General features: G+C 64.7%; 14 protein-coding genes and 1 pseudogene. 7 read left to right on the forward strand and 8 right to left on the reverse strand.

Translation table 11 applies throughout. From position 1 onward, the window contains the following. Positions 1-24: 24 nt before the first annotated feature. A complete protein-coding gene (locus MRBLMS1_RS06500) occupies positions 25-4,923 on the reverse strand; it encodes an IPT/TIG domain-containing protein (RefSeq protein ID WP_485878451.1) in 4,899 nt (1,632 codons plus the stop codon). A 275-nt stretch (positions 4,924-5,198) separates the two neighbouring features. On the opposite strand from MRBLMS1_RS06500, the pseudogene MRBLMS1_RS06505 reads away from it, so the two are divergent. The 4 genes and pseudogenes from MRBLMS1_RS06505 to MRBLMS1_RS06520 all read left to right on the forward strand — a co-directional run. Next, positions 5,199-5,342 (forward strand): annotated as a pseudogene (locus MRBLMS1_RS06505) (phage tail protein); the annotation flags it as partial. 99 nt (positions 5,343-5,441) lie between these two features. Then, positions 5,442-5,699: a phage tail protein gene (locus MRBLMS1_RS06510; protein ID WP_485879013.1), complete on the forward strand. Its 258-nt coding sequence runs from the start codon at positions 5,442-5,444 to the stop codon at positions 5,697-5,699. Positions 5,700-5,729: 30 nt separating this feature from the next. Then, entirely contained in the window at positions 5,730-6,263 is a 534-nt protein-coding gene (locus MRBLMS1_RS06515; RefSeq protein ID WP_139092831.1) for a phage tail protein, read from the forward strand. Positions 6,264-6,311: 48 nt separating this feature from the next. Further along, positions 6,312-6,845, forward strand: a complete 534-nt coding sequence (locus MRBLMS1_RS06520; RefSeq protein WP_456150600.1) for a phage tail protein — start codon at positions 6,312-6,314, stop codon at positions 6,843-6,845. 63 nt (positions 6,846-6,908) lie between these two features. Here MRBLMS1_RS06520 and MRBLMS1_RS06525 read toward each other — a convergent pair whose 3' ends face one another. The 4 genes from MRBLMS1_RS06525 to MRBLMS1_RS06540 form a co-directional block, all read right to left on the reverse strand. Next, complete coding sequence (locus MRBLMS1_RS06525; protein WP_252867352.1) at positions 6,909-7,202, reverse strand: DUF6916 family protein; 294 nt, start codon at positions 7,200-7,202, stop codon at positions 6,909-6,911. A gap of 166 nt (positions 7,203-7,368) precedes the next feature. Further along, on the reverse strand, positions 7,369-12,474 hold the full coding sequence (locus tag MRBLMS1_RS06530; protein WP_485878453.1) for a putative Ig domain-containing protein: 5,106 nt from the start codon (positions 12,472-12,474) through the stop codon (positions 7,369-7,371). 576 nt (positions 12,475-13,050) lie between these two features. After that, complete coding sequence (locus MRBLMS1_RS06535) at positions 13,051-15,063, reverse strand: S9 family peptidase (RefSeq protein WP_485878454.1); 2,013 nt, start codon at positions 15,061-15,063, stop codon at positions 13,051-13,053. 188 nt (positions 15,064-15,251) lie between these two features. Next, positions 15,252-16,160, reverse strand: coding sequence for a LysR substrate-binding domain-containing protein (locus MRBLMS1_RS06540; protein ID WP_485878455.1), 909 nt, complete (start codon positions 16,158-16,160; stop codon positions 15,252-15,254). A 158-nt stretch (positions 16,161-16,318) separates the two neighbouring features. Here MRBLMS1_RS06540 and MRBLMS1_RS06545 point away from each other — a divergent pair, with 158 nt between their 5' ends. The 3 genes from MRBLMS1_RS06545 to MRBLMS1_RS06555 are packed head-to-tail and all read left to right on the forward strand — an operon-like array spanning position 16,319 to position 18,059. Next, the gene (locus tag MRBLMS1_RS06545) at positions 16,319-16,864 is read left to right on the forward strand and encodes a sugar ABC transporter (protein WP_485878987.1); all 546 of its coding nucleotides are present in this window, start codon (positions 16,319-16,321) and stop codon (positions 16,862-16,864) included. 7 nt (positions 16,865-16,871) lie between these two features. Beyond that, entirely contained in the window at positions 16,872-17,198 is a 327-nt protein-coding gene (locus MRBLMS1_RS06550) for a hypothetical protein (protein ID WP_485878457.1), read from the forward strand. 21 nt (positions 17,199-17,219) lie between these two features. Continuing rightward, the gene (locus MRBLMS1_RS06555) at positions 17,220-18,059 is read left to right on the forward strand and encodes an MBL fold metallo-hydrolase (RefSeq protein WP_485878459.1); all 840 of its coding nucleotides are present in this window, start codon (positions 17,220-17,222) and stop codon (positions 18,057-18,059) included. 22 nt (positions 18,060-18,081) lie between these two features. Here MRBLMS1_RS06555 and MRBLMS1_RS06560 read toward each other — a convergent pair whose 3' ends face one another. The 3 genes from MRBLMS1_RS06560 to MRBLMS1_RS06570 are packed head-to-tail and all read right to left on the reverse strand — an operon-like array spanning position 18,082 to position 23,926. Continuing rightward, positions 18,082-19,575: an efflux transporter outer membrane subunit gene (locus MRBLMS1_RS06560; RefSeq protein ID WP_485878461.1), complete on the reverse strand. Its 1,494-nt coding sequence runs from the start codon at positions 19,573-19,575 to the stop codon at positions 18,082-18,084. Continuing rightward, positions 19,572-22,760: an efflux RND transporter permease subunit gene (locus MRBLMS1_RS06565; protein WP_485878463.1), complete on the reverse strand. Its 3,189-nt coding sequence runs from the start codon at positions 22,758-22,760 to the stop codon at positions 19,572-19,574. The genes MRBLMS1_RS06560 and MRBLMS1_RS06565 overlap by 4 nt, the downstream gene beginning before the upstream one ends. Beyond that, positions 22,760-23,926 (reverse strand): efflux RND transporter periplasmic adaptor subunit, encoded by a 1,167-nt coding sequence (locus MRBLMS1_RS06570; RefSeq protein WP_485878464.1) that lies wholly within the window; start codon positions 23,924-23,926, stop codon positions 22,760-22,762. The genes MRBLMS1_RS06565 and MRBLMS1_RS06570 overlap by 1 nt, the downstream gene beginning before the upstream one ends. Positions 23,927-23,929: the final 3 nt, after the last annotated feature.

Consider the following 23,929-nt stretch of genomic DNA (forward strand, 5'->3'; position numbering starts at 1 on the left):
ATCAGCGCTAACTTGGCCAGGTGATTACTTGAGCGGCATGGCGATGCCGAACATCACCGACTGGGTACGCCCGCTCTCCATATTCAGATTGCTGTTGTAGTCGACGGTGATGGTCATGCCGTTCGACAGCAGCAGCTTGACGCCCAGGCCCGCCGCCCAGTTGCCCGTCTGCTGCGGCACCGTGCGGATCACGTACACGGGGCCGTCGGCCGCCAGGTCGGCATAGGCCAGGCGCGCATCATCGGCGCCCTGGAACTGGTGGCGGTATTCGAGCCGCGCGCGCGGGAACCACGTGCCCAGGCCGCCCACATAGATGCCTTCGGCCCGCACGCCGAGCGCGCCGATGCGCGAACGCACGGTCTGCTTGAAGTAGCTCAGGGCATTGATGCCCGCCGCCTTTTCCGTGTACGGATCGAGCTTGGCCGACATCAGTTCCACGCGGCCGTAGGGCGACCACATCCAGGTGTCCTGGCGCATCTCGATGCCGCCGACCAGCGCACCGAACACCTGCTTGCCGTCGCGCTCGCCCGTGGCGAAACCGCTGCCATCGCTCAGGTAGCGCGACGCATCGTACTGCAAGGTGCCGTAGCCGAGCACACCGTCAAGGAAGACGCCTTTGCTCGGACGCAGGCTGCCATACACGGCCGCCACGGCGCTGTCGGCCGTGCTGCGGCTGCCGTTCTGGCCCACGTCGCTGCGGTCATGACTGAAGCCGGCGCCCACGCCCACGGTCGCCAGGTCGCTGAGGCGGTAATCGCCGCCCACGCTCACGCCGTTGGTGCGGAAGCGGAAGCCCGTCTCGCGGCCGTTCACATAGTGCTGGCCGAAGTCGACCGCGCCACCGAGCCACAGAGACAAGGCCTGCTTCTGCGTGTCGGGCTTTTGCGGCATGTCCGGCAAGCCGCTGGTGGCGCCGCTGACGTCGGCCTGCTGCCGCGCATCGCTGCTGAAACCGGCGTCACTCGGACGCAAGGCCGCCTTGCGCATGAATGGTTTGACGGCCGTGCCGAACACGCGGTCCGCTTCGTCCGCCTGCCAGCGCGCCAGCGCCGCCGTCGGGTTGCCGCTGTCGTTCGGCGGCGTCAGGCTCAGGCCAAAGCTCGACCTTCCCCAGCCGTCGCCATGCAGGCTTTCCAGACGCTGCGTGAAGTTCGACAACTGCGCGCTGGCGAAACGCCGCGCCGCATCGGCTTGCGCCGCCTGCAGGCCGATCACTTCCGGATCGACCGACGGGTCGCGCCGCGCCGTCACCGTCACGTTGACCACGCCCGGTTTCGAGGTGGCAAAGGCATTGCTCAGGGTGTAGCTGACGACGGCCGCGCCGGCGAACTTGCCCGAGGCCGCAAAGCTCAGCTGGTACGACGGCTTGCCGGCCGTGCCCACGTCGCGCACCACCACCTTGCCCGCTTCGGCCGGTGCCACGCTCAGGATATTCGCCGCCGTGAACGGGCCGCCCGTGGCGCCCGCCGTCAGGTCGACAGTGACCGTCAGGCCCGCCACCACCGTGGCGCTCTGGCTGAGCACTTGCGGCATCGGGTTGACGCTGATGCTGGCCTTGATCGGCGCCGAGGTGCCGAACACGTTCGACAGTGTGTAGCCGATGCTGATGTCGCCGCTGCTATCGGCGCCGGGCGTGTAGACGATATTCAGCCCGCTGACCACCGCCGTGCCGCTGGCTGGCGGCGTCGTGATGGCCACCGAAGTGAACGGGCCGCCCGTGGCGCCTTCCGTCACGTTCAGGGTGACCGGCGTGCCGGCCAGGACCGTGGCCGTCTTCGCCACCGGAACGGGGACAGGCTGCGGCGCCACCGTCACGCTGACCGTCGCCGGCGCGGAAGTGCCGCCCGGGCCCGTCGCCGTGTAGCTGAAGGCGTCGGGACCGAAGTAGTTGGCATTCGGCACATACGTCACCTTGAACGCGAGATTGCCGCCGCCCGCCGCACCGCTCGACACCACCGTGACGGTCCCATGCTGCGGCGGCGTGACGATGGTCACTGCCGTGATCGGGCTGCCATCCGTGGAAGCGATGGTCAGGCTCACTTCCTGGTTGGCCGAGGTCGTCGCCGTTTCATTGGGCACCGGCGGCGGCGCCTGGTTCACCAGCAGGGTCAACGCCTGCTGCACCGTGAACTGGTTGGCATCCTTGGCTTGCAGGGTAAAGGCATAACTGCCCGCCACCGTCGGCGTGCCGCTGACGATGCCGGTCGCCGCATCGAGCACCAGGCCGGTGGGCAAGGCGCCGCCACTCACGGAGTAGGCATATGGCGCGACGCCGCCCGCGGCCGTGAAGGTCTGGCTGTAGGCGTCGCCGACACGGATGGCCGCCAGGCTGGCTGGCGTCAGGGTCAGGACCGGTGCGGCGACGGCCAGCGTGTAGCTGTTGGTCGCGCTGAACGGCGCGCCCACACCCGTGCTGCTGTCCGTGACCGTGATGCTGAACGGGAAGCTGCCCGTCACATGCGTCGTGCCGGACAGCAGGCCACTGCTGGACAGGCTCAGGCCAGCCGGCAAGGCGCCAGCACTGATGGCATAGATGTATGGCGCGGCGCCGTTCGCAGCCGTCACGGTCTGGCTGTAGGCCACCCCTACGGTTGCCGCGGGCACGGTGCCTGGCGCAATCGTCAGGGTGGGTGCGCCGACCGTGATCGTCACGGTGGCCGGCGCCGAGGTACCGACGATATTGGTGGCCGTATAGGTGAAACTGTCTGCCCCGCCGTAACCTGGCGTCGGCGTATAGGTGATGCTGTTGCCGCTGGCGCTAGCCGTGCCGTGCGAAGCGCCGGTGGCGATGGCCACCGAGGTCGCCGCGCCGCCGCTCAGGTTAAGGGGGATCGCGTTGGCGCTGCTGCCGTAGGCCACCGTGGCGCTGACGGCGCCGGCAACCGGTGCACCGAAATAGGTGAATTGATCGGCCGCGCCGGTGGCGCTAGTACCGCCCACCGTGGTCACGCGCACGTTGACCGTGCCCGCGCTGCCTGCCGGCGCCGTCGCCGTGATCTGCGTGGCGCTGTTGACGGTAAAGCCGGTGGCCGCCGTGGCGCCGAAAGTCACGGCCGTCGTGCCGCTAAAGTTCGAACCGGTGATGATGACGGTCGTGCCGCCGGTGGCCGGACCCGTGGTCGGCGAAATGCTCGTGACCGCCGGTGCCGCCACATACGTATATTGATCCGCCGCGCTGGTGGCGCTGGTGCCGCCTGCCGTGGTCACGCGCACGTCCACCGTGCCCGTGCCCGCGGGCGCCGTCGCCGTGATCTGCGTGGCGCTGTTGACCGTAAAGCCCGTCGCCGCCGTGGCGCCGAAGGTCACCGCCGTCGTGCCGCCAAAGCCTGTGCCGGTGATGGTGACGGTGCCGCCGCCGGTGGCCGGGCCCGTCGTGGGCGAAATGCTCGTCACCGTCGGCGCTGCCGCATAGGTGTACTGGTCCGCCGCGCCGGTGGCGCTGGTGCCGCCCGTCGTGGTGACGCGTACATCGACCGTGCCGCTGCCGCTCGGTGCCGTCGCCGTGATCTGCGTGGCGCTGTTGACCGTGTAGCCAGTCGCTGCCGTGGCACCGAAGGTCACCGCCGTGGCGCCCGTAAAGCCCGTGCCCGTGATGGTGACGCTCGTGCCGCCGGCGGTAGGACCTGCCGTGGGCGAAATGCCGGTGACCGTCGGCGCAGGAATATACGTGAACTGGTTGGCGGCATCGGTGGCGCTGGTGCCGCCAGCTGCGGTAACGGTCACGTTCACGGTACCGGCACTGCCGGCTGGCGACGTGGCGGTCATGGTCGTGGCATTGACGACGGTAACGGCGACGCCATTGTTGGCGCCAAACTTCAGCGCCGTGACGCCTGTAAAGCCGGTACCGGTAATTGTGACGGCCGTGCCGCCAGAGGCTGGGCCGGACGCGGGCGTCACGCCGGTGATGGTCGGCGGCGGCTGGGCGTTGATCACCATGGAATAGCTGCGCGACGTGTTGTACGGTCCGTTGCCGCCCGTGACATCGGTCGATTTGATCACAAAGTTATAGGTACCCAGGGCGGTGGGCGTGCCCGACAACAAGCCACTGGATGACAAGTTCAGGCCCGCTGGCAAAGCGCCCGACTCCACCACATACGTATAGGGCTCGGTGCCATTTGCGGTCGACATCTGCTCGCTATACGGCGTCGCCAAGCCTCCCGCCGTCAGGACGGTAGGCGTGATGGACAGGATCGGTATGGCGACCGTCACGGAATAGTTCTTGATGACCACCTGCGGCGTGCCTGCGGTCGCATCGGTGACCTTGATGCCAAAGGCAAAGGAGCCGGTAGCCTTCACAGTACCGGAAATCACGCCGCTCGACGACACGGTGATGCCAAGGGGCAAAGTGCCGGAATCCAACGCGTAATTGTAGGGAGCCGCGCCGCCGCTCGCCGACATAGCCTGGCTGTAAGGTGTGCCGATCACGGGCGCCGTCAAACTGCCCGGCGACACAGTGAATGCATTAGCAGCGGGCAAGACGGTCACATTAAAGGTGATCTCTCCTTGCGACTCATCGAGCAGCACAAACGTATCGGACAGCGCGCCATCACCATTATTGGTATAGGTTGCCTTGTTATCCTGATTGTTGGTGAGACCGGTAATCGTGCCGTGCAATGCTGTCGCGCCATTATCGTTCAGGCCGAAGGTGTTGCAGCTCGACAGGTCGATGACATACGAAGCGCCCGAGGCGACGGTAAAACTCTGCGGGGTAGGACAGATAAGGCTCGGACCTGCCGCCAGCGCGGGAGTCACACCGAACGCCAGCATCACCAAGCACAGCGCAGCGAACCACTGCCCGAGACGGCAAGCTAACGACGTCACGCTGGCGCCGCGATCCGACATTCGCCTCTGATTGACAGCAAACAAGGCGGGCAGGAAAGCATGTGCCGGGCGGCCGATGATGTCGTTGCAAATACGCGACATAGTTTCTCCAATACAGAGTTTTTCAGACAAAAATGAAGGTGATTTCAGGCCGTCAGCGCTGCCCATTCCGGGCTCTTCTACAGTGCCAACATATGTTGACGCTTGCCATATGACAACGTATGCTACTCCGAGATTTCAATAAAGTAACTATAACAAAAAGGGTTTTTTAAAACGCAACATTGATTGCAAATGGAAAATATTATTCGTTTGCCATTGAGCTGCATTCCAACCGTGGGAGAACGATGATGGCTGATGTGTATCTAGGACAAATCATGATGGGCGGCTTCAATTTTGCGCCGCGTGGCTTTGCAGCATGTAACGGGCAATTGCTGCCCATTGCGCAGAATCAGGCGCTGTTTGCACTGCTGGGTACCGCTTACGGGGGGAACGGCAGTACTACCTTTGCCTTGCCTAACTTGCAAGGCTGTACCCCGGTTGGCGCGGGTGCTTCGGCCGATGGCGCGTGGCAACCATCGCCATACCAGACCGGTACGCGGGCGGGGCAGGAGACTGTCACCTTGCTAGCGACCCAAATTCCGCCGCACACGCATGCGGCCAATGCGGTGACGACGCCCGGCACCTCGAAAAACCCCACCAATACCCTGTTTGGCGGCAGTGGCGCGGAATCCATCTACGGTTCGGCGGGACCGCAAGTGACCCTGTCCAGCCAGACCTTGGCGTTGTCCGGCGGCAACCAGGCGCATCCCAACATGCAGCCGTTCTCGGTCATCAACTTCAATATCGCCTTGAGCGGTATCTTCCCGTCGCGCAACTAACGAATCCGCCACTTCTTACGGAGCATAGTCATGACCACACCCTATGTCGGCGAAATTCGCCTGTTTGCCTTTCCCCGCATTCCCAGCGGCTGGTTCGCCTGCGACGGCAGCCTGAAATCGATCGCCGAGAATGAAGTCCTGTTCACCCTGCTGGGCACCACCTACGGCGGCGACGGCGTCAACACCTTCGCCGTGCCCGACCTGCGCGGCCAGGTTCCCCTGCACATGGGTACCGGCATCGGCCTGAGCAATCGCCCCCTCGGGCAACGAAGCGGCAGCGAATCGGTGACCCTTCTGCCGACCCAGCTTCCTTTGCATACGCACCCGTTCAGTGTGAACAGCACCCTGGCGACCTCGAACGTGCCGGCGGCCAACCTGCTGCTGACTGCCCCGTCGAATAACGACAAGATGTACACGAGCGACCTGACCGGCCTGACCGCCTATGCACTGGCACCGGCCTCCACGGGCGCGACAGGCGGCAACCTGCCGCACGAGAACACCATGCCAACCCTGACAGCGTCATTTTGCATCGCATGGGCAGGCATTTTCCCATCGCCGCAATAACAGCCGGCACGCAAGCGCAGCCCCTAAAATCGATCAGGAGAACCTACCGTGACCTCACCATACCTTGGCGAAATACAAGTCTTCGGCTTCAATTTCACACCCTACGGATGGGCCAGCTGCAATGGCGCCACCCTGCAAATCCAGCAATATTCCGCCCTGTTTGCCTTGATCGGCACGCAGTATGGCGGCAATGGGACCACGACCTTCCAGTTGCCCAACTTCACGGGACGCGCGCCGTGCAGCCAGGGCCAGGGGCCGGGCCTGACACCGCGCGTGATGGGCGAGACCTTCGGCACCAACAGTGTCACCTTGAACGCCACGGAAATGCCGAACCACGCCCACCAACTCAATGTGTACCGCCAGCCCACCGCCGCCCTGCAGCACAACACACCGCTTCCGGGCGATGGCTTGATTGCCCTTGGCGGCACGTCCGCGTTCGTGCCGGCAACGCCACCCAATGTATCGCTGTCGCCGACCGCGATCGGCACTGCCGGTGGCGGCCAGTCGCACGAAAACCGCCAGCCGATGCTGGCGTTGAATTTCTGCATCGCGCTGCAAGGCGAATTCCCGTCTTTTGATTAAGCTGGATTCATCCAGGCAGGCGGCGCCATCGCGGCGCCGCCCTGTCCTTCTCGCGTACTGGCCTCAGTTGAACACGGCCTGGTACAGAAAGCCGTGGCTGTCACGCGCCACCGGCACCAAAAAGATACCCACCTCGCCAAACGCCTCATGCTGCATCTGGAAGATTTTCTGGCTGAACAGGATGGGCGAGCTATGGTGAAACAGCAGACTGAACGGCTTGCGCATCAATCCCTCCAGGGTCGCTGACGGCAGCGGCTGCACTTCCTTCAGGACAAAGGCGGCGTTGCCGTCACTGGCCGCAATAAACGTCTCGTTGACGCGCGCGGCAAAATGTTCGATGGTCAGGACAGTCATCATTCCAGGCATTCCATTCCGTAAGCAGTGTGGTGAAGACGATGCCTGATTCTAATGGAATCATTGCTGTCCCGACACGGCAATGATATGAAAAAACAGACGCCACATGCACTGCGGGGCGGAAGCAAGCTGCTCCCGCCCCGCGGCGTCACTCCCTTTATTCGCAGCGCTACCTGAGCGGCATGGCGATACCGAACATCACCGACTGGGTACGTCCGCTCTCCATACTCAGATTGCTGTTGTAGTCGACGGTGATGGTCATGCCGTTCGACAGCAGCAGTTTCACGCCCAGGCCCGCCGTCCAGTTGCCCGTCTGCTGCGGCACCGTGCGGATCACGTACACGGGGCCGTCGGCCGCCAGGTCGGCATAGGCCAGGCGCGCATCATCGGCGCCCTGGAACTGGTGGCGATACTCGAGCCGCGCGCGCGGGAACCACGTGCCCAGGCCGCCCACATAGATGCCCTCGGCCCGCACGCCGAGCGCGCCGATGCGCGAACGCACGGTCTGCTTGAAGTAGCTCAGGGCATTGATGCCTGCCGCCTTTTCCGTGTACGGATCGAGCTTGGCCGACATCAGTTCCACGCGGCCGTATGGCGACCACATCCAGGTTTCCTGGCGCATCTCGATGCCACCGACGAGCGCGCCGAACACCTGCTTGCCGTCGCGCTCGCCCGTGGCGAAACCGCTGCCATCGCTCAGGTAGCGCGATGCGTCGTACTGCAAGGTGCCGTAGCCAAGCACGCCATCGAGGAAGACGCCCTTGCTCGGACGCAGGCTGCCATACACGGCTGCCACGGCGCTGTCGGCCGTGCTGCGGCTGCCGTTCTGGCCCACGTCGCTGCGGTCATGGCTGAAACCGGCGCCCACGCCCACGGTCGCCAGGTCGCTGAGGCGGTAGTCGCCGCCCACGCTCACGCCGTTGGTGCGGAAGCGGAAGCCCGTCTCGCGGCCGTTCACATAGTGCTGGCCGAAGTCGACCGCGCCACCAAGCCACAGAGACAAGGCCTGCTTCTGCGTGTCGGGCTTTTGCGGCATGTCCGGCAAGCCGCTGGCGGCACCGCTGACGTCCGCCTGCTGCCGCGCATCGCTGCTGAAACCGGCGTCACTCGGACGCAAGGCCGCCTTGCGCATGAATGGTTTGACGGCCGTGCCGAACACGCGGTCCGCTTCGTCCGCCTGCCAGCGCGCCAGCGCCGCCGTCGGGTTGCCGCTGTCGTTCGGCGGCGTCAGGCTCAGGCCAAAGCTCGACCTTCCCCAGCCATCGCCATGCAGGCTTTCCAGACGCTGCGTGAAGTTCGACAGCTGCGCGCTGGCGAAACGCCGCGCCGCATCGGCTTGCGCCGCCTGCAAGCCGATCACTTCCGGATCGACCGACGGGTCGCGCCGCGCAGTCACCGTCACGTTGACCACGCCCGGTTTCGAGGTGGCAAAGGCATTGCTCAGGGTGTAGCTGACGACGGCCGCGCCGGCGAACTTGCCCGAGGCCGCAAAGCTCAGCTGGTACGACGGCTTGCCGGCCGTGCCCACGTCGCGCACCACCACCTTGCCCGCCTCGGCCGGTGCCACGCTCAGGATATTCGCCGCCGTGAACGGACCGCCCGTGGCGCCCGCCGTCAGGTCGACAGTAACCGTCAGGCCGGCCACCACAGTCGCGCTCTGGCTGAGCACTTGCGGCATCGGATTGACGCTGATGCTGGCCTTGATCGGCGCCGAGGTGCCGAACACGTTCGACAGTGTGTAGCCGATGCTGATGTCGCCGCTGCTATCGGCGCCGGGCGTGTAGACGATATTCAGCCCGCTGACCACCGCCGTGCCGCTGGCAGGCTGCGTCGTAATGGCCACCGAAGTGAACGGGCCGCCCGTGGCGCCTTCCGTCACGTTCAGCGTGACAGATCCGCCGGGCTCTGCCGTTGCAGTCTTGACGACGGGGACTGGCGGGGGCAATGGCGCCACCGTCAGGCTGACGACAGCCGGTGCCGACGTGCCGCCCGGGCCCGTTGCCGTGTAGGCAAAGCTATCCGCACCGAAGTAGTCGGCATTCGGCACATACGTCACCTTGAAGCTGGCGCCGGCGGCGGCACGCGCCATGCGTGCAGCTGCGCCCGTCGTCGTCACCGTGACGCGGCCATGCTGCGGCGGCGTGACAATGGTGACATCCGTGATCGGGCTGCCGTCGGTGGAAGCGATATTCAGGCTCACTTCCTGATTGGCCGGCGTGGAGGCCGCTTCATTGGCCACCGGTGGCGGCGCCTGGTTCACCAGCAGGGTCAAGGCTTGCTGCACGGTGAACTGATTGGCATCCTTGGCCTGCAGGGTGAAGGCATAGCTGCCCGCCACGGGCGTGCCGCTCAGCACGCCCGTGGCGGCATCGAGCGCCAGGCCGGCAGGCAAGGTGCCGCTGGCCAGCGTGTACGCATACGGTGCGACACCGCCTGCCGCCGTGAACTGCTGGCTGTAGGCTTCGGCGATGCGGATGCCGGCCAGGCTGGCCGGCGTCAGGGTCAGGGTCGGCGCGCCGACCGCCAGGGTGTAGCTGCGGGTCGCGCTGAATGGCGCCCCCACGCCCGTGCTGCTGTCAGTCACCTTGACGGTGAAGGCGAAGTTGCCGGCCACGTTCGTCGTGCCCGACAGCACACCAGTGGCGGCGTTCAGGCTGAGGCCAGCAGGCAAACTGCCGACACTGACGCTGTAGGCATACGGCGCCGTGCCGCCCGCCGCCGTGATGGCGGCGCTGTAAGCGGTTCCCGCCGTCGAACCTGGCAGGCTCGGCAAGTTCAGGCTCAGCGTGGGCGACGACACGGCCAGGGTATAGCTTTGCGCGCCGGCGAACTGGTGTGCGTCCTGCGCCTGCACGGTCAAGGTGAAGCTGCCGGCCGCCGTTGGCGTACCGCTGAGCAAACCGCCGCTGCTCAGGGTAAGGCCTGCCGGCAGGCTGCCACTCGTGACCGTATAAGCATACGGGCCGACGCCACCGGCAGCTGTCAGCTGCTGGCTGTACGCCGTGGCCGCCGCCGCTGCCGGCAAGGTGCCCGGCGTGAGCGTAATCACCGGTGCGGCAATCGTCAAGGTATAGCTGTTGGTCGCGCTGAACGGCGCGCCCACACCCGTGCTGCTGTCGCTGGCGCGCAGGCTGAAGCTGAAACTGCCAGCCACATTCGCCGTACCCGACAGCACGCCCGTGGCGGTGTTCAGGCTCAAGCCGGCAGGCAAACTGCCGGCGCTGACGCTGTAGGCGTATGGCGCCGTGCCGCCTGCCGCCGTGACGGTGGCGCTATATGGCGTTTCCGCCGTTGCATTGGGCAAGCTCGCCGGCGTCAGGCTGACAGTGGGCACGCCCACGGTAATGCTCACGGTGGCCGGTGCCGACGTGCCGATACCGTTGCTGGCCGTGTAGGTAAAGCTGTCCGGCCCGACGTAGCCTGCCGTCGGCGTATAGGTGATGCTGGTGCCGCTGGATGTCGCCGTGCCGTGGCTGGCGGCAGATGCCACAGCCACCGAGGTTGCCGCGCCGCCGCTCAGGTTAAGCGTGATCGGGTTAGCGCTGCTGCCATACGCCACCGTGGCGCTCACATTGCCGGCAACGGGCGCACCGGCAGCCACCGTGCCGGAATAGGCGCGTGAGCCGGAGTATGGGCCGGCGCCGGTGCTGCTGTCGGTGGCGGTGACGGTAAAGCTGTACGCTCCGGCCGCCGTGGGCGTGCCGGACAAAGTGCCGTCCGGCGCCAGGTTCAAGCCCCCAGGCACGCTGCCGGCAGTGACGGCATAGCTATATGCTGCCGTGCCGCCGGTCGCCGTGATGCCCTGGCTGTAGGCCACACCCACTGTCGGCACCGGCAGGGTCGCTGGCGCGATACTGATCGTCGGCGCCGCCACCGTCATCGAATAGGCTTGCGCGCCCGAATATGGGCCGCTGCCTGTCGAACTGTCCGTGGCGCGCACGGTGAAGTTGAAGGTACCGCCCGCCATTGGCGTACCCGACAGCAGACCGGTGGACGTATTCAGACTCAACCCGGCCGGCAAGGCGCCGGCGCTGATGGCGTAAGTGTATGGCGCGCCGCCGTTCGCGGCCGTCACGCTTTGGCTGTAGGCCGCCCCCACGCTTGCCGCCGGCACGGTGCTTGGCGCAAGCGTGATGGTCGGTCCGCTGACCGTGATCGTCACGGTGGCCGGCGTCGAGGTGCCGATGCCGTTCGATGCCGTGTAGGTAAAGCTGTCCGTCCCGCCGTAACCTGCCGTCGGCGTATAGGTGATGCTGGTGCCGCTGGCCGTCGCCGTGCCGTTGCTGGCAGCGGACGCCACGGCCACGGACGTTGCCGCGCCGCCGCTCAGGTTCAGCGTGATCGGGTTGGCGCTGCTGCCGTAGGCCACCGTGGCGCTGACATTGCCGGCAACGGGCGCACCGGCAGCCACCGTGCCGGAATAGGCGCGTGCGCCGGAGTATGGTCCGGCGCCGGTGCTGCTGTCGGTGGCGGTGACGGTAAAGCTGTAGGCCCCGGCCGCCGTGGGCGTGCCGGACAGGGTGCCGTTCGCCGCCAGGGTCAAGCCTGCGGGCAGGCTGCCGGCCGTTCTGGCATAGGTGTACGTGCCGGCTCCGCCGCTGGCGGCAATCGTTTCGGTATAGGCAACGCCGGCTGTCATCGCCAGCAGGGTCGTCGGCGCGATGGCGATGGTGGGCGCGGCGACCGTCAGCGTATAGGCGCGCGTGCCATTGACGGCCAGCGAGTCCGTGGCGCGCACGGTGAAGTTGAAGGTGCCGCCCGCTGTCGGCGTACCCGACAGCACACCGCCGCCACTCAAACTCATGCCCGCCGGCAAGGCGCCCGCGCTGACCGCGTAGGTGTATGGCGCCGCGCCACCCGTCGCCGTCAAGGTTGTCGTCGAGTAAGGCTGGGCCACCGTGGCATTCGGCACGGTGGCCGGTGCCAGCACGATGGCGGACGTGATCGTGACGTTGTACACGATGGGCTGCCCCACGTCGTCCCTGACGGTAAACGTGTCCGAGGTCGCACTGAGATTGGTATTCCGGTAGCGCACGGCATTCGTGGCATTCGAATCTTCCAGCGTGCCATGGAGCGGCGCCACCAGGGTGCCCGTCAGGCCGAACTGGGAGCAAGGCGCATTGGTGTAATCCTCATAATACTCGCCCCCCGCGACGATGCTGACGGCGCGCGGACTCGGGCAGGTACTGGCGGCGGAAGCCTGGTGCGACCACAGGGACAGCAAGACAAACAGCAGGGCTCCCGCCAGGCGCGTCAGCCACAATCGCGCCAGCATCTGGACAGCAGGTGTGCCAGGGTCTCCGGCAACGAGACAATCAACACCGCTGACAGGCGTGGATAGCCATCCAAATTTCGTGAAATTTAGAAACATTTGTCTTCCCTCGATACATTTATCCTGGCGCTGGGCCTTGTACGGATAACGGTCATGGCAACCCTGCATGCCGATGACAGCGACCGTCAACAGGACTGAAGATGGCTTCCCAGCATGGTTGAAACTTGCTTTACGTCAATCCATGCTACTACGACTTACAAGGAAAGCAATTCCAAAAATATTATCAAATAGGGAAGTTTTTTAACGAAAAACAATTATTGTTGAAATGATGTATTTATTAACAACAAATGAGAAAAAGAAAGCCTTTGGAAGGTGGGATTGACCCATTCGACGTGTGTTATGCCCGCCGCTCATCGGCGACGGCCACAGCGAACCGTCCTTGCGCACCCCAAAGTCAGTTGTACGCACGCAACGCCGGAGACTGTCATCTTGCAAGCCACCCGCCCATAATTTCTTGTCGGCGGGCAGTATGGCCTGCCAGGCTGGGTGCCTGGCAGGCCGTGCCACCTGGTGGCAGCTTTACTGCATCGCTTGCGGCAGGCCCGGCGCGAACTCGGCGCCATGCTTGACCTGCGCCGTGGACGCCTTCAGGGTGGCGCCAATTGGTTCGGCGCGGCCAGACAGGCATTGCCCCAGGAAGTTCTCCGTCACCGCATTGAAGGCGATGTTGTTGACGGGCCGGGCAAAACCATGGCCCTCATCGGGGAACAGCACATACGTGACGGGAATATTCTTCGCCGCCATGGCCGCCACGATCTGGTCCGATTCGGCCACGTTCACGCGCGGGTCGTTGGCGCCCTGGCCAATCAGCAGCGGGCGCTGGATGTTTTGCGCAAAGTTCAGCGGCGAGCGCTCCTTCAGCAGCGCCTTGCCCTCTTCCGTCGTCGGGTCGCCCATGCGCTTGTAGAACTGCTGCTTGCCCGCTTCCCAGTACGGCGGGATGGTTTGCAGCAGGGTAAACAGGTTGGACGGGCCGACGATGTCGACGCCGCAGGCAAACGTCGTCGGCGTGAACGCCATGCCGGCCAGGGTGGCGTAGCCGCCATACGAACCGCCCATGATGGCCACCTTGTCGGCCGTGGTCACGCCGCTCTTGACTGCCCACTGCACGGCGTCGAGCAGGTCGTCATGCATCTTGCGGCCCCACTGCAGGTCGCCGGCCGAAATGAATTGCTTGCCAAAACCCGTCGAGCCGCGGAAGTTCACCGACAGCACGGCATAGCCGCGGTTGGCCAGCCACTGGTGGTAGCCGTTGTAGCCATAGGTGTCGCGCGCCCACGGGCCGCCGTGCACCAGCAGCACCATCGGCACCGCCTGCGTGGCCTTGCCGTCGGCCGTCGCCTTCGACGCCTGCGGCAAGGTCAGGTAGGACACCAGAGTCAGGCCGTCGCGCGCCTTGAGTTGCTGCGGATACATGGGCACCAGCGGCGCGCCTTCCAATTCCGGCCGGGTCACATACAAACGCGTGAGCTTTTTGGTCTTGCGCTCGTACAGCCAGCTCGATGGCGGCGCCGTGACGGCATCGACGGACACCAGCCACTTGTCGTCGGCATCCGTGCGCGACGTCACTGTGAACTGGCCCTTCGTGTTTTTCTTCAGGAAGGCCAGGTCGGCTTTCAGGTCGTTCGTCAGCGGCAGATATTCCTGCTGCAGATAATTGACCGTATACGCCTGCACCTGGCCCGTGCGCGTGTCGTACAGCGCATCGGCGATGTCGGAGCGCTGGTCTTGCGCCACGACCGTGCTCTTGCCGCTGGCCACGTCTTGCGCCAGCAGCGCCGAAGTATTGCGGCCGCGCGAATCGGTCCAGTACAGGGTCTTGCCGTCGACCGTAAACCCCAGCGGCGCCGTGGTCTGCGAGTCTTCCAGGCCCACCTCGGCCAGCGGCGTGCTCTCGACCTTGCCATCCGTCAGGCGGAAATACTGCATGCCGCCATCGGCGCGCGCCTTGCTGGCGACGCGCAAATTGAGCAACTCATCGGCCAGGTAGCCGCCATAGCCATCGTTCTGCTGCACCAGGGTCAGCTTGCCGCTGGCCAGGTCGAGGCTGTACACGTCGTGCCAGCGCGCATCGCGGTTATTGATGCCGACGAGGATGCGGTCCTTCACCTTGCTGCTGATCTGGACGATCCGCACGCGCGTCTTCTCGAACGGCGTGTAGCTGATCTGCTTGCCGCTCGCCACGTTCACGCCGTACAGGAGGAAATTCTCGTCGCCGCCCTTGTCCTGGATAAACAGCAGGGTCTTCGAATCGGGCGACCAGAAGCTGCTGCGGATGGGCCGCACTTTTTCTTCCGTCAACGGACGCGCCTGCGCCAGGTCATTGGCCGGCGCCACCCACACATTGAGCACGCCATCGCGCGGCGCGATCCACGACAGCCACTGCCCATCGGGACTGAGCTTGCCACCGGACTTGCTGGGATTACCGAACAGCTTGGCCCGCTCGATCAGCGGCGTTTCCTTGACAGGGGCTTGGGCGTGCGCCGGCAGTGCGCTGGCGAACAACAGGACAGGCAGGACATAGCGAATCATGGACACCTCATGGTTGTAGGATGGAGGAAAACATAATAATTTTGCATGTGCCAGCACATCATAGGCCAAAGCCATGTCGCCAGGTTGATGACAGTGATGAAGGACGCAAATCGGGGGATGGAATGCAGGAAAGAGAGAATGGAACGCGGCGCAGGCGAACATCTCAACGCTGGGCCGCGCTTGATCAGCTAGGTCTTCGGCACAGCCATCGTTGTGTTCTTCGCCTCGTCCAGTATCCATTGCGTCAATGCCTGGACCGGTTTTCCGCTCAAGCCGATAGGCTCGGGAAGGACGATGCAGAAGGTCTTGGAGATGGTTTTTCCATCGGGCCATGGAGCGGCCAAGCGGCCTTGCGCCAGCTCCGTTTCCACGTAAAGGCGCGGCACCAGGGCGACGCCGAGGCCGGCCAATGCCGCCTCGATCAGCATGGCATGCAGATCGTAGCGCGCACCGGTCGCAGGATTGCTCAGCGCGACTCCGGTTTCCTGGGAATAACGTTCCCAGGCATCCGGGTTCTGCCGCCGGTGCAGACGCGGCAGCGTGTCCAGTGCCGTTGCTCCTTTGCCCTCTTTCAGAAGTGCGGGATGGCAAACCGGCACCAGCACCTCATGCAGCAACGGATACGTACGCATTCCTGTCCAGGCCGGATGCTCGAAATGGATGGCGGCATCGAAGCCGCTGCCGGCAAGAACGAAGGGTTCCATCCGCTCTGCAAGATGCACGCAAATGTGCGGATGCTGCTGCTGGAATTGTGGCAAGCGGGGAATCAGCCACCGCATCGCGAACGTCGGGATGACGGCAATGTCGAGGCTTGCGCCATCGACTGGCTGTCCCATCAGGTACTGGCTGTCCCGCTCCAGCCGGTCGAGCGACTCGCGCACCTGCGCCGCATAGCGCTCCCCGTTCGGCAATAGCCGCACGCGATTGCCGACTCTTTCAAACAAGGTGACGCCAAGAAAGGCTTCCAGCCGGCCAATCTGACGGCTGATGGCCCCTTCCGTCAGTGACAACTCCGCCGCCGCCCGGGCGAAACTGCCATGGCGGGCGGCGGCCTCGAATGCCATCAGTGCGGCGTTGCTGGGGATCTTGCGGCGCATGGGAGTTCCTGATTCAGAGCCAGGCTAGCGGCTCACCTTGATGTTTAATCATGGAAGGATACCAAAAAATCGATTTATACGGCGAAATTCACGGCGCACAATGATTGAACATCAACAAGGAAGGCCGGCGCGCAAAGCGTCCGGCCACGAGTGACCTCATGATATATACCGTCGAATGCAGCTTTGCCGATCCCGCCAGTGAAGCGGAGTGGAATCATTTCTATAGCCAGGAAAAACTGCCCGCGCTCATTTCAGTGAGCGGCTTCCATACCTCGCAGCGCTTCAAGGCCTTGAGCGCCGGTTGCCCTGTCTACCTCGCCATGCATACGATCGACAATCTCGATGTGCTTCAGGGACAGGAGTATCGCCAGAAAGGCGGCGGCAATTTCGCGCGCTGGCAACAACACATCAGCGACTGGCACCGCAATCTGTATGCCGGCCTTGAGCGCGCACCGGCCATCGGCGCAGACGACTATCTGGTGACGAGTACGGTCGGCCCGGAGCCGCTCATCGACATGGGCCTCGCTCCTTGTCGGATGCAGGCTGTCGCGTTGGAAAGGTTCCCTGAACATCGATGGGTGGCGAAGATGGGGCGTGCCACTGGCCCCGGCATGGAACAGCTTCCCGAGGGCGTCCATCTGTATGCGCCCATGACCGGTCAATTGACGAATGGCAGTGACATCGCTCATCAAATTTCGCGGTAGAGCCCACATGCCCAACGTGACGATTTTCATGCCAACAGAAATGATGCCGCCGGATGCAAATCTGGCGGCGCTCACCGACCAATGTACCGAACTCTGCACAGGGATGCTTGAAGCTGCGCTGGAGAACGTGCACATCATCTATGTCGGTGTCCGTCATGGCCGGGGGAATCCGGCCTATGCGGAAATCCAATACCGGCTTGTACCGTTCAGGACGAAAGCAGTCATGGATGTGTTCATGGAAAGGCTGGAGACCATCATCAAAGCAAATACCGGCCTTGCTGCACGCATCCGCTGTTTTGGCTATACGGCCCCGGCCATTCATGCACGCAATTGATTATTATTGAGGAATACAGCAATGGATCACATACCATTTCCCAGCCAGCAGATAGGCGAGTTTTCGATCACGGCCATCAGTGACGGATACCTGTCCGCCAGTCTGGATTTGCTCTCCAATATCGGTTCGATGGATGCGTCAAAACTGCAGCAGGACGCAGGTGTGAGCGATCCCTCTTCCATCCATATCAACTGCTATCTGGTGCGCGGCCGTGGCCGCACAATCCTGATTGATGCGGGTGCGGGCGGATTCAAGCAATGGGGTGGCAAGCTGAAAGTCAATCTTGCGCTGGCTGGCGTACAAGCCTCCGACATCGACACGATACTGCTGACGCATGCGCATCCCGATCATGTCGGCGGGCTGCTTGATGCGTCAGGAGAAGCCGCCTTTCCCGATGCGCAGCTGGTGGTTCACCAGCACGAGGTTGCTTTCTGGGAGGACGATGGCAATCTCAGCCGAGCCAGTGAGCGCGCTCGCGGCAACTTTCTGTTTGCCCGCAAGGTGTTTGACAAGTATCGTGAGAAGTTGCGCCTGTTTACCGGGAACGAGGTTCTCCCGGGCATTAGTGCCATGCCTCTTCCCGGCCATACCGCAGGCCATTCCGGTTATCGCATCGAATCCGGTGGCCGCAGTCTGTTGATTTGGGGGGATATTGTGCATTTCCCCCAAATCCAGATTGCGCGTCCCGACGTATCCATTGCATTCGACCAGGATCCCCTGCTGTCGTCCGAAACACGCTCGACACTGCTCGATGTGGTCAGCGCCGACAACATCCTCATCGCCGGCATGCACCTTGGCGAACTCGGCTTCGCGCGCATCCAGCGCAAAGGCAATCTCTACAGGATAGTCTACGAAGCCTAGCGGTTGCCCGCGCGCAACAAGATCAAGGCCTGCCGGCGAGTTGCTTCGTCCGCGGAAGCGACCCGGCGCCTTCACAGTCGTCGCTTGCCTGCGCGCAGATCTCCCAGCCGCCGCCCAGCGCCTTGTAGATGCTGACAACGGCAAGCCGCTGGTTGGTGCGCGCGACGGCCAGCGCGCGACGGCTGGCAAAGTCGGCCCGTTCCGCTTCGAGCACCTCCAGGTAGAGGCCTGCACCTGCGGAAAACTGTAGCTTGGCAAGACGCGCAGCCTCGCGATTTGCCGCCGCCTCCATCAGCCGCAGCCCAAGCGTGCTGCCTGCCGCGCCATGGGCTTTGAAGGCATCGTCCGTTTCCTGCAGTGCGCGCAGGACGGTCTGGTCGTAGACGAGCAGGGCCTCCCGGGTGCGTGCCTCGCTGGCGGCGATGCGGGCGCGCACGCGCCCCGTATCGAGCAGATTCCAGCGGATGACGGGGCCGAGAAAGCTCGATTGCATGCCAGCGTCGCCCATTGCATCGAGGCTGCCCGCGACGAGTCCGATGGAACCCCTTACCTGGACCTCGGGATACAGGCCAGCCGTCTCTATGCCGATGCGGGCGGTCGCGGCAGCCAGGTTGCGCTCGGCCGCCGCGATATCGGCGCGCCGCGCGAGCAGCCCGGCAGGATCGCCCACGGCGATCGTCCGCACCGTCAGCGCGTCACTTGCCGGCGTGGCGGCGGGAAGGCTGAACGTCTGCGGCACTTCGCCAAGCAGGACGGCCAGCGCGTTGACGGAGGCCGCGCGGCGGCGCTCCAGTTCGGGCGCGGCCACCTCCACCGAGCGCAGCAAGGCCTCGGCACGGAGCCGGTCGAGTTCGCTGGCAGAGCCTGCACTCACCATGCGCTCAACGAGCGCCAGGCTGTCGCGCTGGCTTTGGGTGATGCTGGCAACGACAGCAATTTCAGCTTCGATGCCGCCCAGCTCGAACCAGGTGGCCGCCACCGTGGCGGCCACGCCCGCCTGCACGCCGCGCAGCAAGGCCTCGCGTGAGCCCGCCTGCGCCTGGCCCGCCTCCACGGACCGCCGCACGCGGCCGAACAGGTCGATCTCCCAGGACGCATCGACGGTGCCGCGATAGCTTTCGCTCCGGCGCGGCTGGCCGGGCAGCGTTTCGGCCTTGCTCAGGCGGCTCTTCTCATACCCGAGCGCGGCGCCACCTTGCGGCAGGAAGCCCTGCCGGTCTTCGCGCAGCAAGGCTTTTGCCTCCGCGAGCCGGGCGGCAGCGATGCCGACGTCGTGGTTCGCCGCCAGCGCCCGCTGGATCAGGGTGACGAGCGCCGGGTCGTCGAAGCTGCGCCACCACGCCACCTCGACCGCCCCCGGCGCGAGACCGGCGTGGGCGTGGGCTGCGCTGCCGGAAAACTGCGATGCGGACAGCGGCGGCGGCAAAGGCGGCGCATAATCGGGGCCGACCGCGCAGCCGGCCAGCAACGTGAGCCCACTCAATGAGACTAAAATTGTTTGATACGGGCGATTCATGATGCGCTCCTGTGCATGCTTGTCTGGGTCGTTGGCTTGTGGCGTTCGAAGCGGGCCGCCAGGGCGCGCATCACCACATAAAACACAGGCGTGAGGAACAATCCGAACAACGTCACGCCCAGCATGCCGGCAAACACCGCGATGCCCATGGCCTGGCGCATCTCGGAGCCGGCGCCACTGGCGAAGACCAGCGGCACGACGCCAGCGATGAAGGCAAGCGAGGTCATCAGGATGGGCCGCAGCCGCAACCGGCAAGCTTCGATGACCGCATCGAGCGCGCTCGCCCCTTCCATTTCCAGGCTACGTGCGAACTCGACAATGAGGATGGCGTTCTTGGCCGCCAGTCCGACGAGCACGATCAGCCCGATCTGCACAAAGATGTTGTTGTCACCGCCCGCCAGCCACACGCCGATGATCGCGCTCAGCAGACACATCGGTACGATCAGCAGGACGGCCAGCGGCAGCAGCCAGCTGTTGTACTGCGCGGCCAGGATCAGATAGGCGAGCAGCACACACAGCGGGAAGATGAACAGCGCCGAATCGCCGGCCAGCTTTTGCTGGTAGGTAAGATCAGTCCATTCAAAGCTCATGCCTTCAGGCAGCACCTCCTTCGCCAGCCGTTCCATGACGGCCACGGCCTGCCCCGAACTGACGCCTGGCATCGCGCCACCCGAGATGTCGGCCGACGGATAGCCATTGTAGTGAACCACGCGGTCCGGACCGGAACTGGGCGTGACGGTAACAAACGATGACAAGGGCAGCATGTCGCCGGCCGCGTTACGCACCTGCAAGCGGCCGATGGCCTCGGCCTGCATGCGATGCTCCGCGTCGGCCTGGGCCGTTACCTTGTAGGTCCGGCCGAAGCGGTTGAAATCGTTGACGTAGAGGGAACCGAGGTAGATCTGCAGCGACTCGAACACGTCGGCCAGGCGTACTCCCTGGCTCTTGACCTGGGTACGGTCGATGGCGACCTCGAGCTGCGGGGCATTGACGTCCAGGCTGGTCATGAGGCCGGCCACCTGTCCCGACTCGCTTGCCTTGGTCATCAGGATATGCGTCTGCTGCACCAGGGCATCGAGCCCGGCGCTGCCACGGTCCTCGACCAGCATCTTGAAGCCGCCGGTCGCGCCAAGGCCGGGGACCGGCGGCGGCGGGAATACACCGAGGAAACCGTCGGGAATCCCGGCGAACTTCGCCTGCAGGCGCCCGGCGATCGCGTTTGCCGTGAGGTCGGGCGTCGTGCGGGCCTTGAACGGGTCGAGCATGACGAACATGACGGCGGCGTTCGGCACGTTGACGAAGCCGTTGATCGACAAGCCGGGGAAGGCAACGACGCTTTCAACGCCAGGTTCGGCCAGCGCAATCTTCGACATCTGCTTGGCGACGGCGTCGGTCCGGTCCAGCGATGACGAGTTGGGCAGCTGGGCGATCGCCACCAGATAGTATTTGTCCTGCATCGGCACGAAGCCCGGCGGCACGGCCTTGAAGCCGAAGAAGGTCAGCGCGAGCAGGCCGCCGTACACGAGCAAGGCCACGCCGCTGACCCTGACGACTTTGCGCACCGTGTTGCCATAAGCGTCCGGCGCGCGCTGGAACGGCCGGCCCAGCATCTGCAACAGGCGCTCGGCGCGGCCACGCAGGCTGCGCGCATCATGCACGGCCTCGGCCCCGGCCTTGACCTTGCCTGGCTTGAGCAGAATGCCGGCAAGCGCCGGGCTGAGCGTGAGCGAATTGACGGCCGACAAGATGGTCGAGATGGCGATCGTCAGCGCGAACTGGCGGTAGAACTCGCCCTGCAGGCCGCTCAGGAAGGCGGTCGGAATGAACACGGCGGCGAGCACCGAGGTGATCGCGATGATGGGACCCGTAACTTCGTCCATGGCGCGCCTCGCCGCCTGCCTGGGCTCTTCGCCGTTTTCGATGTGGCGTTCGACGTTCTCGACCACCACGATGGCGTCGTCGACGACGATGCCGATCGACAGCACCAGGCCGAACAGGGACAGGGTGTTGAGCGAGAAGCCCATCAGATGCATGACGGCGAAGGTGCCGATCAGCGAGACCGGCACCGCCATGAGGGGAATCAGCGACGCGCGCCAGTTGCGCAGGAACAGCACCACCACGATGACGACGAGAATGATCGCCTCGAGCAAAGTCGTTGCCACCGATTCCAGCGAGGCACGCACAAAGACCGTCGGGTCATAGGCGATGCGCGAGCTCAATCCCGCCGGGAAATTTTCCTCCAGCCGCTGCATGGTATCGCGTACCGCCTGCGCAACGTCGAGCGCATTGGCGCCTGGGCTTTGAATGATTTGCAAGGCGACGGCCGGCTCGCCGTCCAGCAGGCTGCGCAGCGCATACGCGTCGGCGCCCATCTCGATGCGTGCCACGTCGCGCAAGCGCGTCACCTGGCCTTCGGCGCCCGTGCGGATGATGATGTCGCCGAACTGTTCCTCGTCGGTCAAGCGTCCGAGCGTGTTGACCGTCACCTGGAAGGCGGCACTGGAATCGGGAGACTGGCCGACGGAACCGGCGGCCACCTGCACGTTCTGTTCGCGCACGGCGGCAATCACCTCGCCGGCCGTCAGGCCGCGTGCGGCGATCAGGTTCGGGTCGAGCCACAGCCGCATGCTGTATTCGCCCGCGCCCCAGACGAGGACGTCGCTGATGCCGGGGATGCGGGACAGCTCGTCGCGCACCTGCAGGTAGGCGTAATTCGATATGTACAGGGGATCGTAGCGCTTGTCGGGCGACAGCAGGTGCACCACCATCAGGATGTCCGGCGAGGTTTTCTGCGTGACGACGCCCTGGCGCTGCACTTCTTCAGGCAAACGCGGCAGAGCGCGCGCGACCCGGTTCTGCACCTGGACCTGCGCCATGTCGGCATTCGTCCCCTGCGCGAAAGTAACGGTCAAGGTCATGCGGCCGTCGGTTGCCGATTGCGACGACATGTACTGCATGCCCTCGACCCCGGTAATGGCCTGCTCGAGCGGCGCCGCCACCGTTTCGGCGATCACCTTGGGATTGGCGCCAGGATAAGCGGCGCTCACCTGCACGGTCGGCGGCGTCACCGCAGGATACTCGCTGAGCGGCATCTGGAAGAAGGCAACGATGCCGGCGAGCACCATCAGGACCGAGAGGACGATGGCAAAGATCGGACGGTCGATGAAGAAACGTGGGAAGGACATTACGCGGCTCCCGAGGTTTTCGGCACGGCGATGGGCGTGCCGTCAATCGCGGCCGACTGCGGCGTCACCTGCATGCCAGGGCGCACGAGGCCCTTGACGACGATGCGCTCGCCGGGCTGCAGTCCCTGCTCGATCACGCGCAAACCATCGACCATCGGGCCAAGCTCGACGGGCCGGAACTCCGTCTTGTCGCCTTTGCCGACCACGAGCACATAGCGGCGTCCCTGGTCCGTGCCTATCGATTGATCGGACACCAGCACCCTGGCTTGCTGCGCCCCCGTCTCCAGCCTGACCTTGGCAAACAGGCCGGGCGTCAGCTTTCCATCGGGGTTGTCGACCACGGCGCGGACACGCACCGTTCCCGTGCCGCGGTCAGCCGCGTTGGCCAGGAAATCGACACGGCCGGGACGCGTGTATGTCTTGTCCGTGGCCAATGCCACCATGACCTTGGCCGCCTGCGCCCCACGCGCGGTGGCGCTGGCACGGCCGGCGGCGAGCGAGCGCAAATAGGTGCGTTCATCGACATCGAAATAGACGTGCAGGGGATCGATGGAAACGATCGTCGTCAGGGGCGTCACGCCGCTGGCGACGTAGTTGCCCTCGGTGACGAGGACTTGGCCGACACGTCCGCTGATCGGCGCCGTGACGCGCGTGAAACCGAGCTCCAGTTGCGCGGCGTCGAGCGCGGCCTTGGCGGCATCGACCTGTGCCTTGCCCGCATGCAGCGCCGCCGTTGCCACGTCGAGACGGTCGCGCGCGACGATCTTCCTGGCGAACAGCTGTTCGGCCCGTTCATGCTCGGCCTGGGCCAGCATCGACGCCGCCTCAGCCTCGCGCAGGCGCGCCGTGGCGGCATGCACCGCAGCCTGGAACACGCGCGGATCGATCACAAAGAGCTTGCTGCCCTTCTCGACAAAGCGGCCTTCCGGCACGCTCACGTCCTGCAGGTAGCCGGCCACCTGCGGGCGCAACTCAACTCGCTTGACGGCGGTCAGCGAGCCGTTGAACTCGACGTACGGTGTTGCCTGGCGAACGATCACTTCGGCAACGGGAACGCCGGGCGGCTTGGCCGCAGCGGCAGGCGATGCCGTCTGCTTGCATCCGCTGACGGCAAGCGCGGTGACCAGCACCGCGGGGATCAGGGTTATTGGTGTGACTTTCATCATTGT

This window comes from Massilia sp. LMS1-1-1.1, assembly GCF_040815535.1.
Taxonomy (GTDB): domain Bacteria; phylum Pseudomonadota; class Gammaproteobacteria; order Burkholderiales; family Burkholderiaceae_D; genus Janthinobacterium; species Janthinobacterium aestuarii.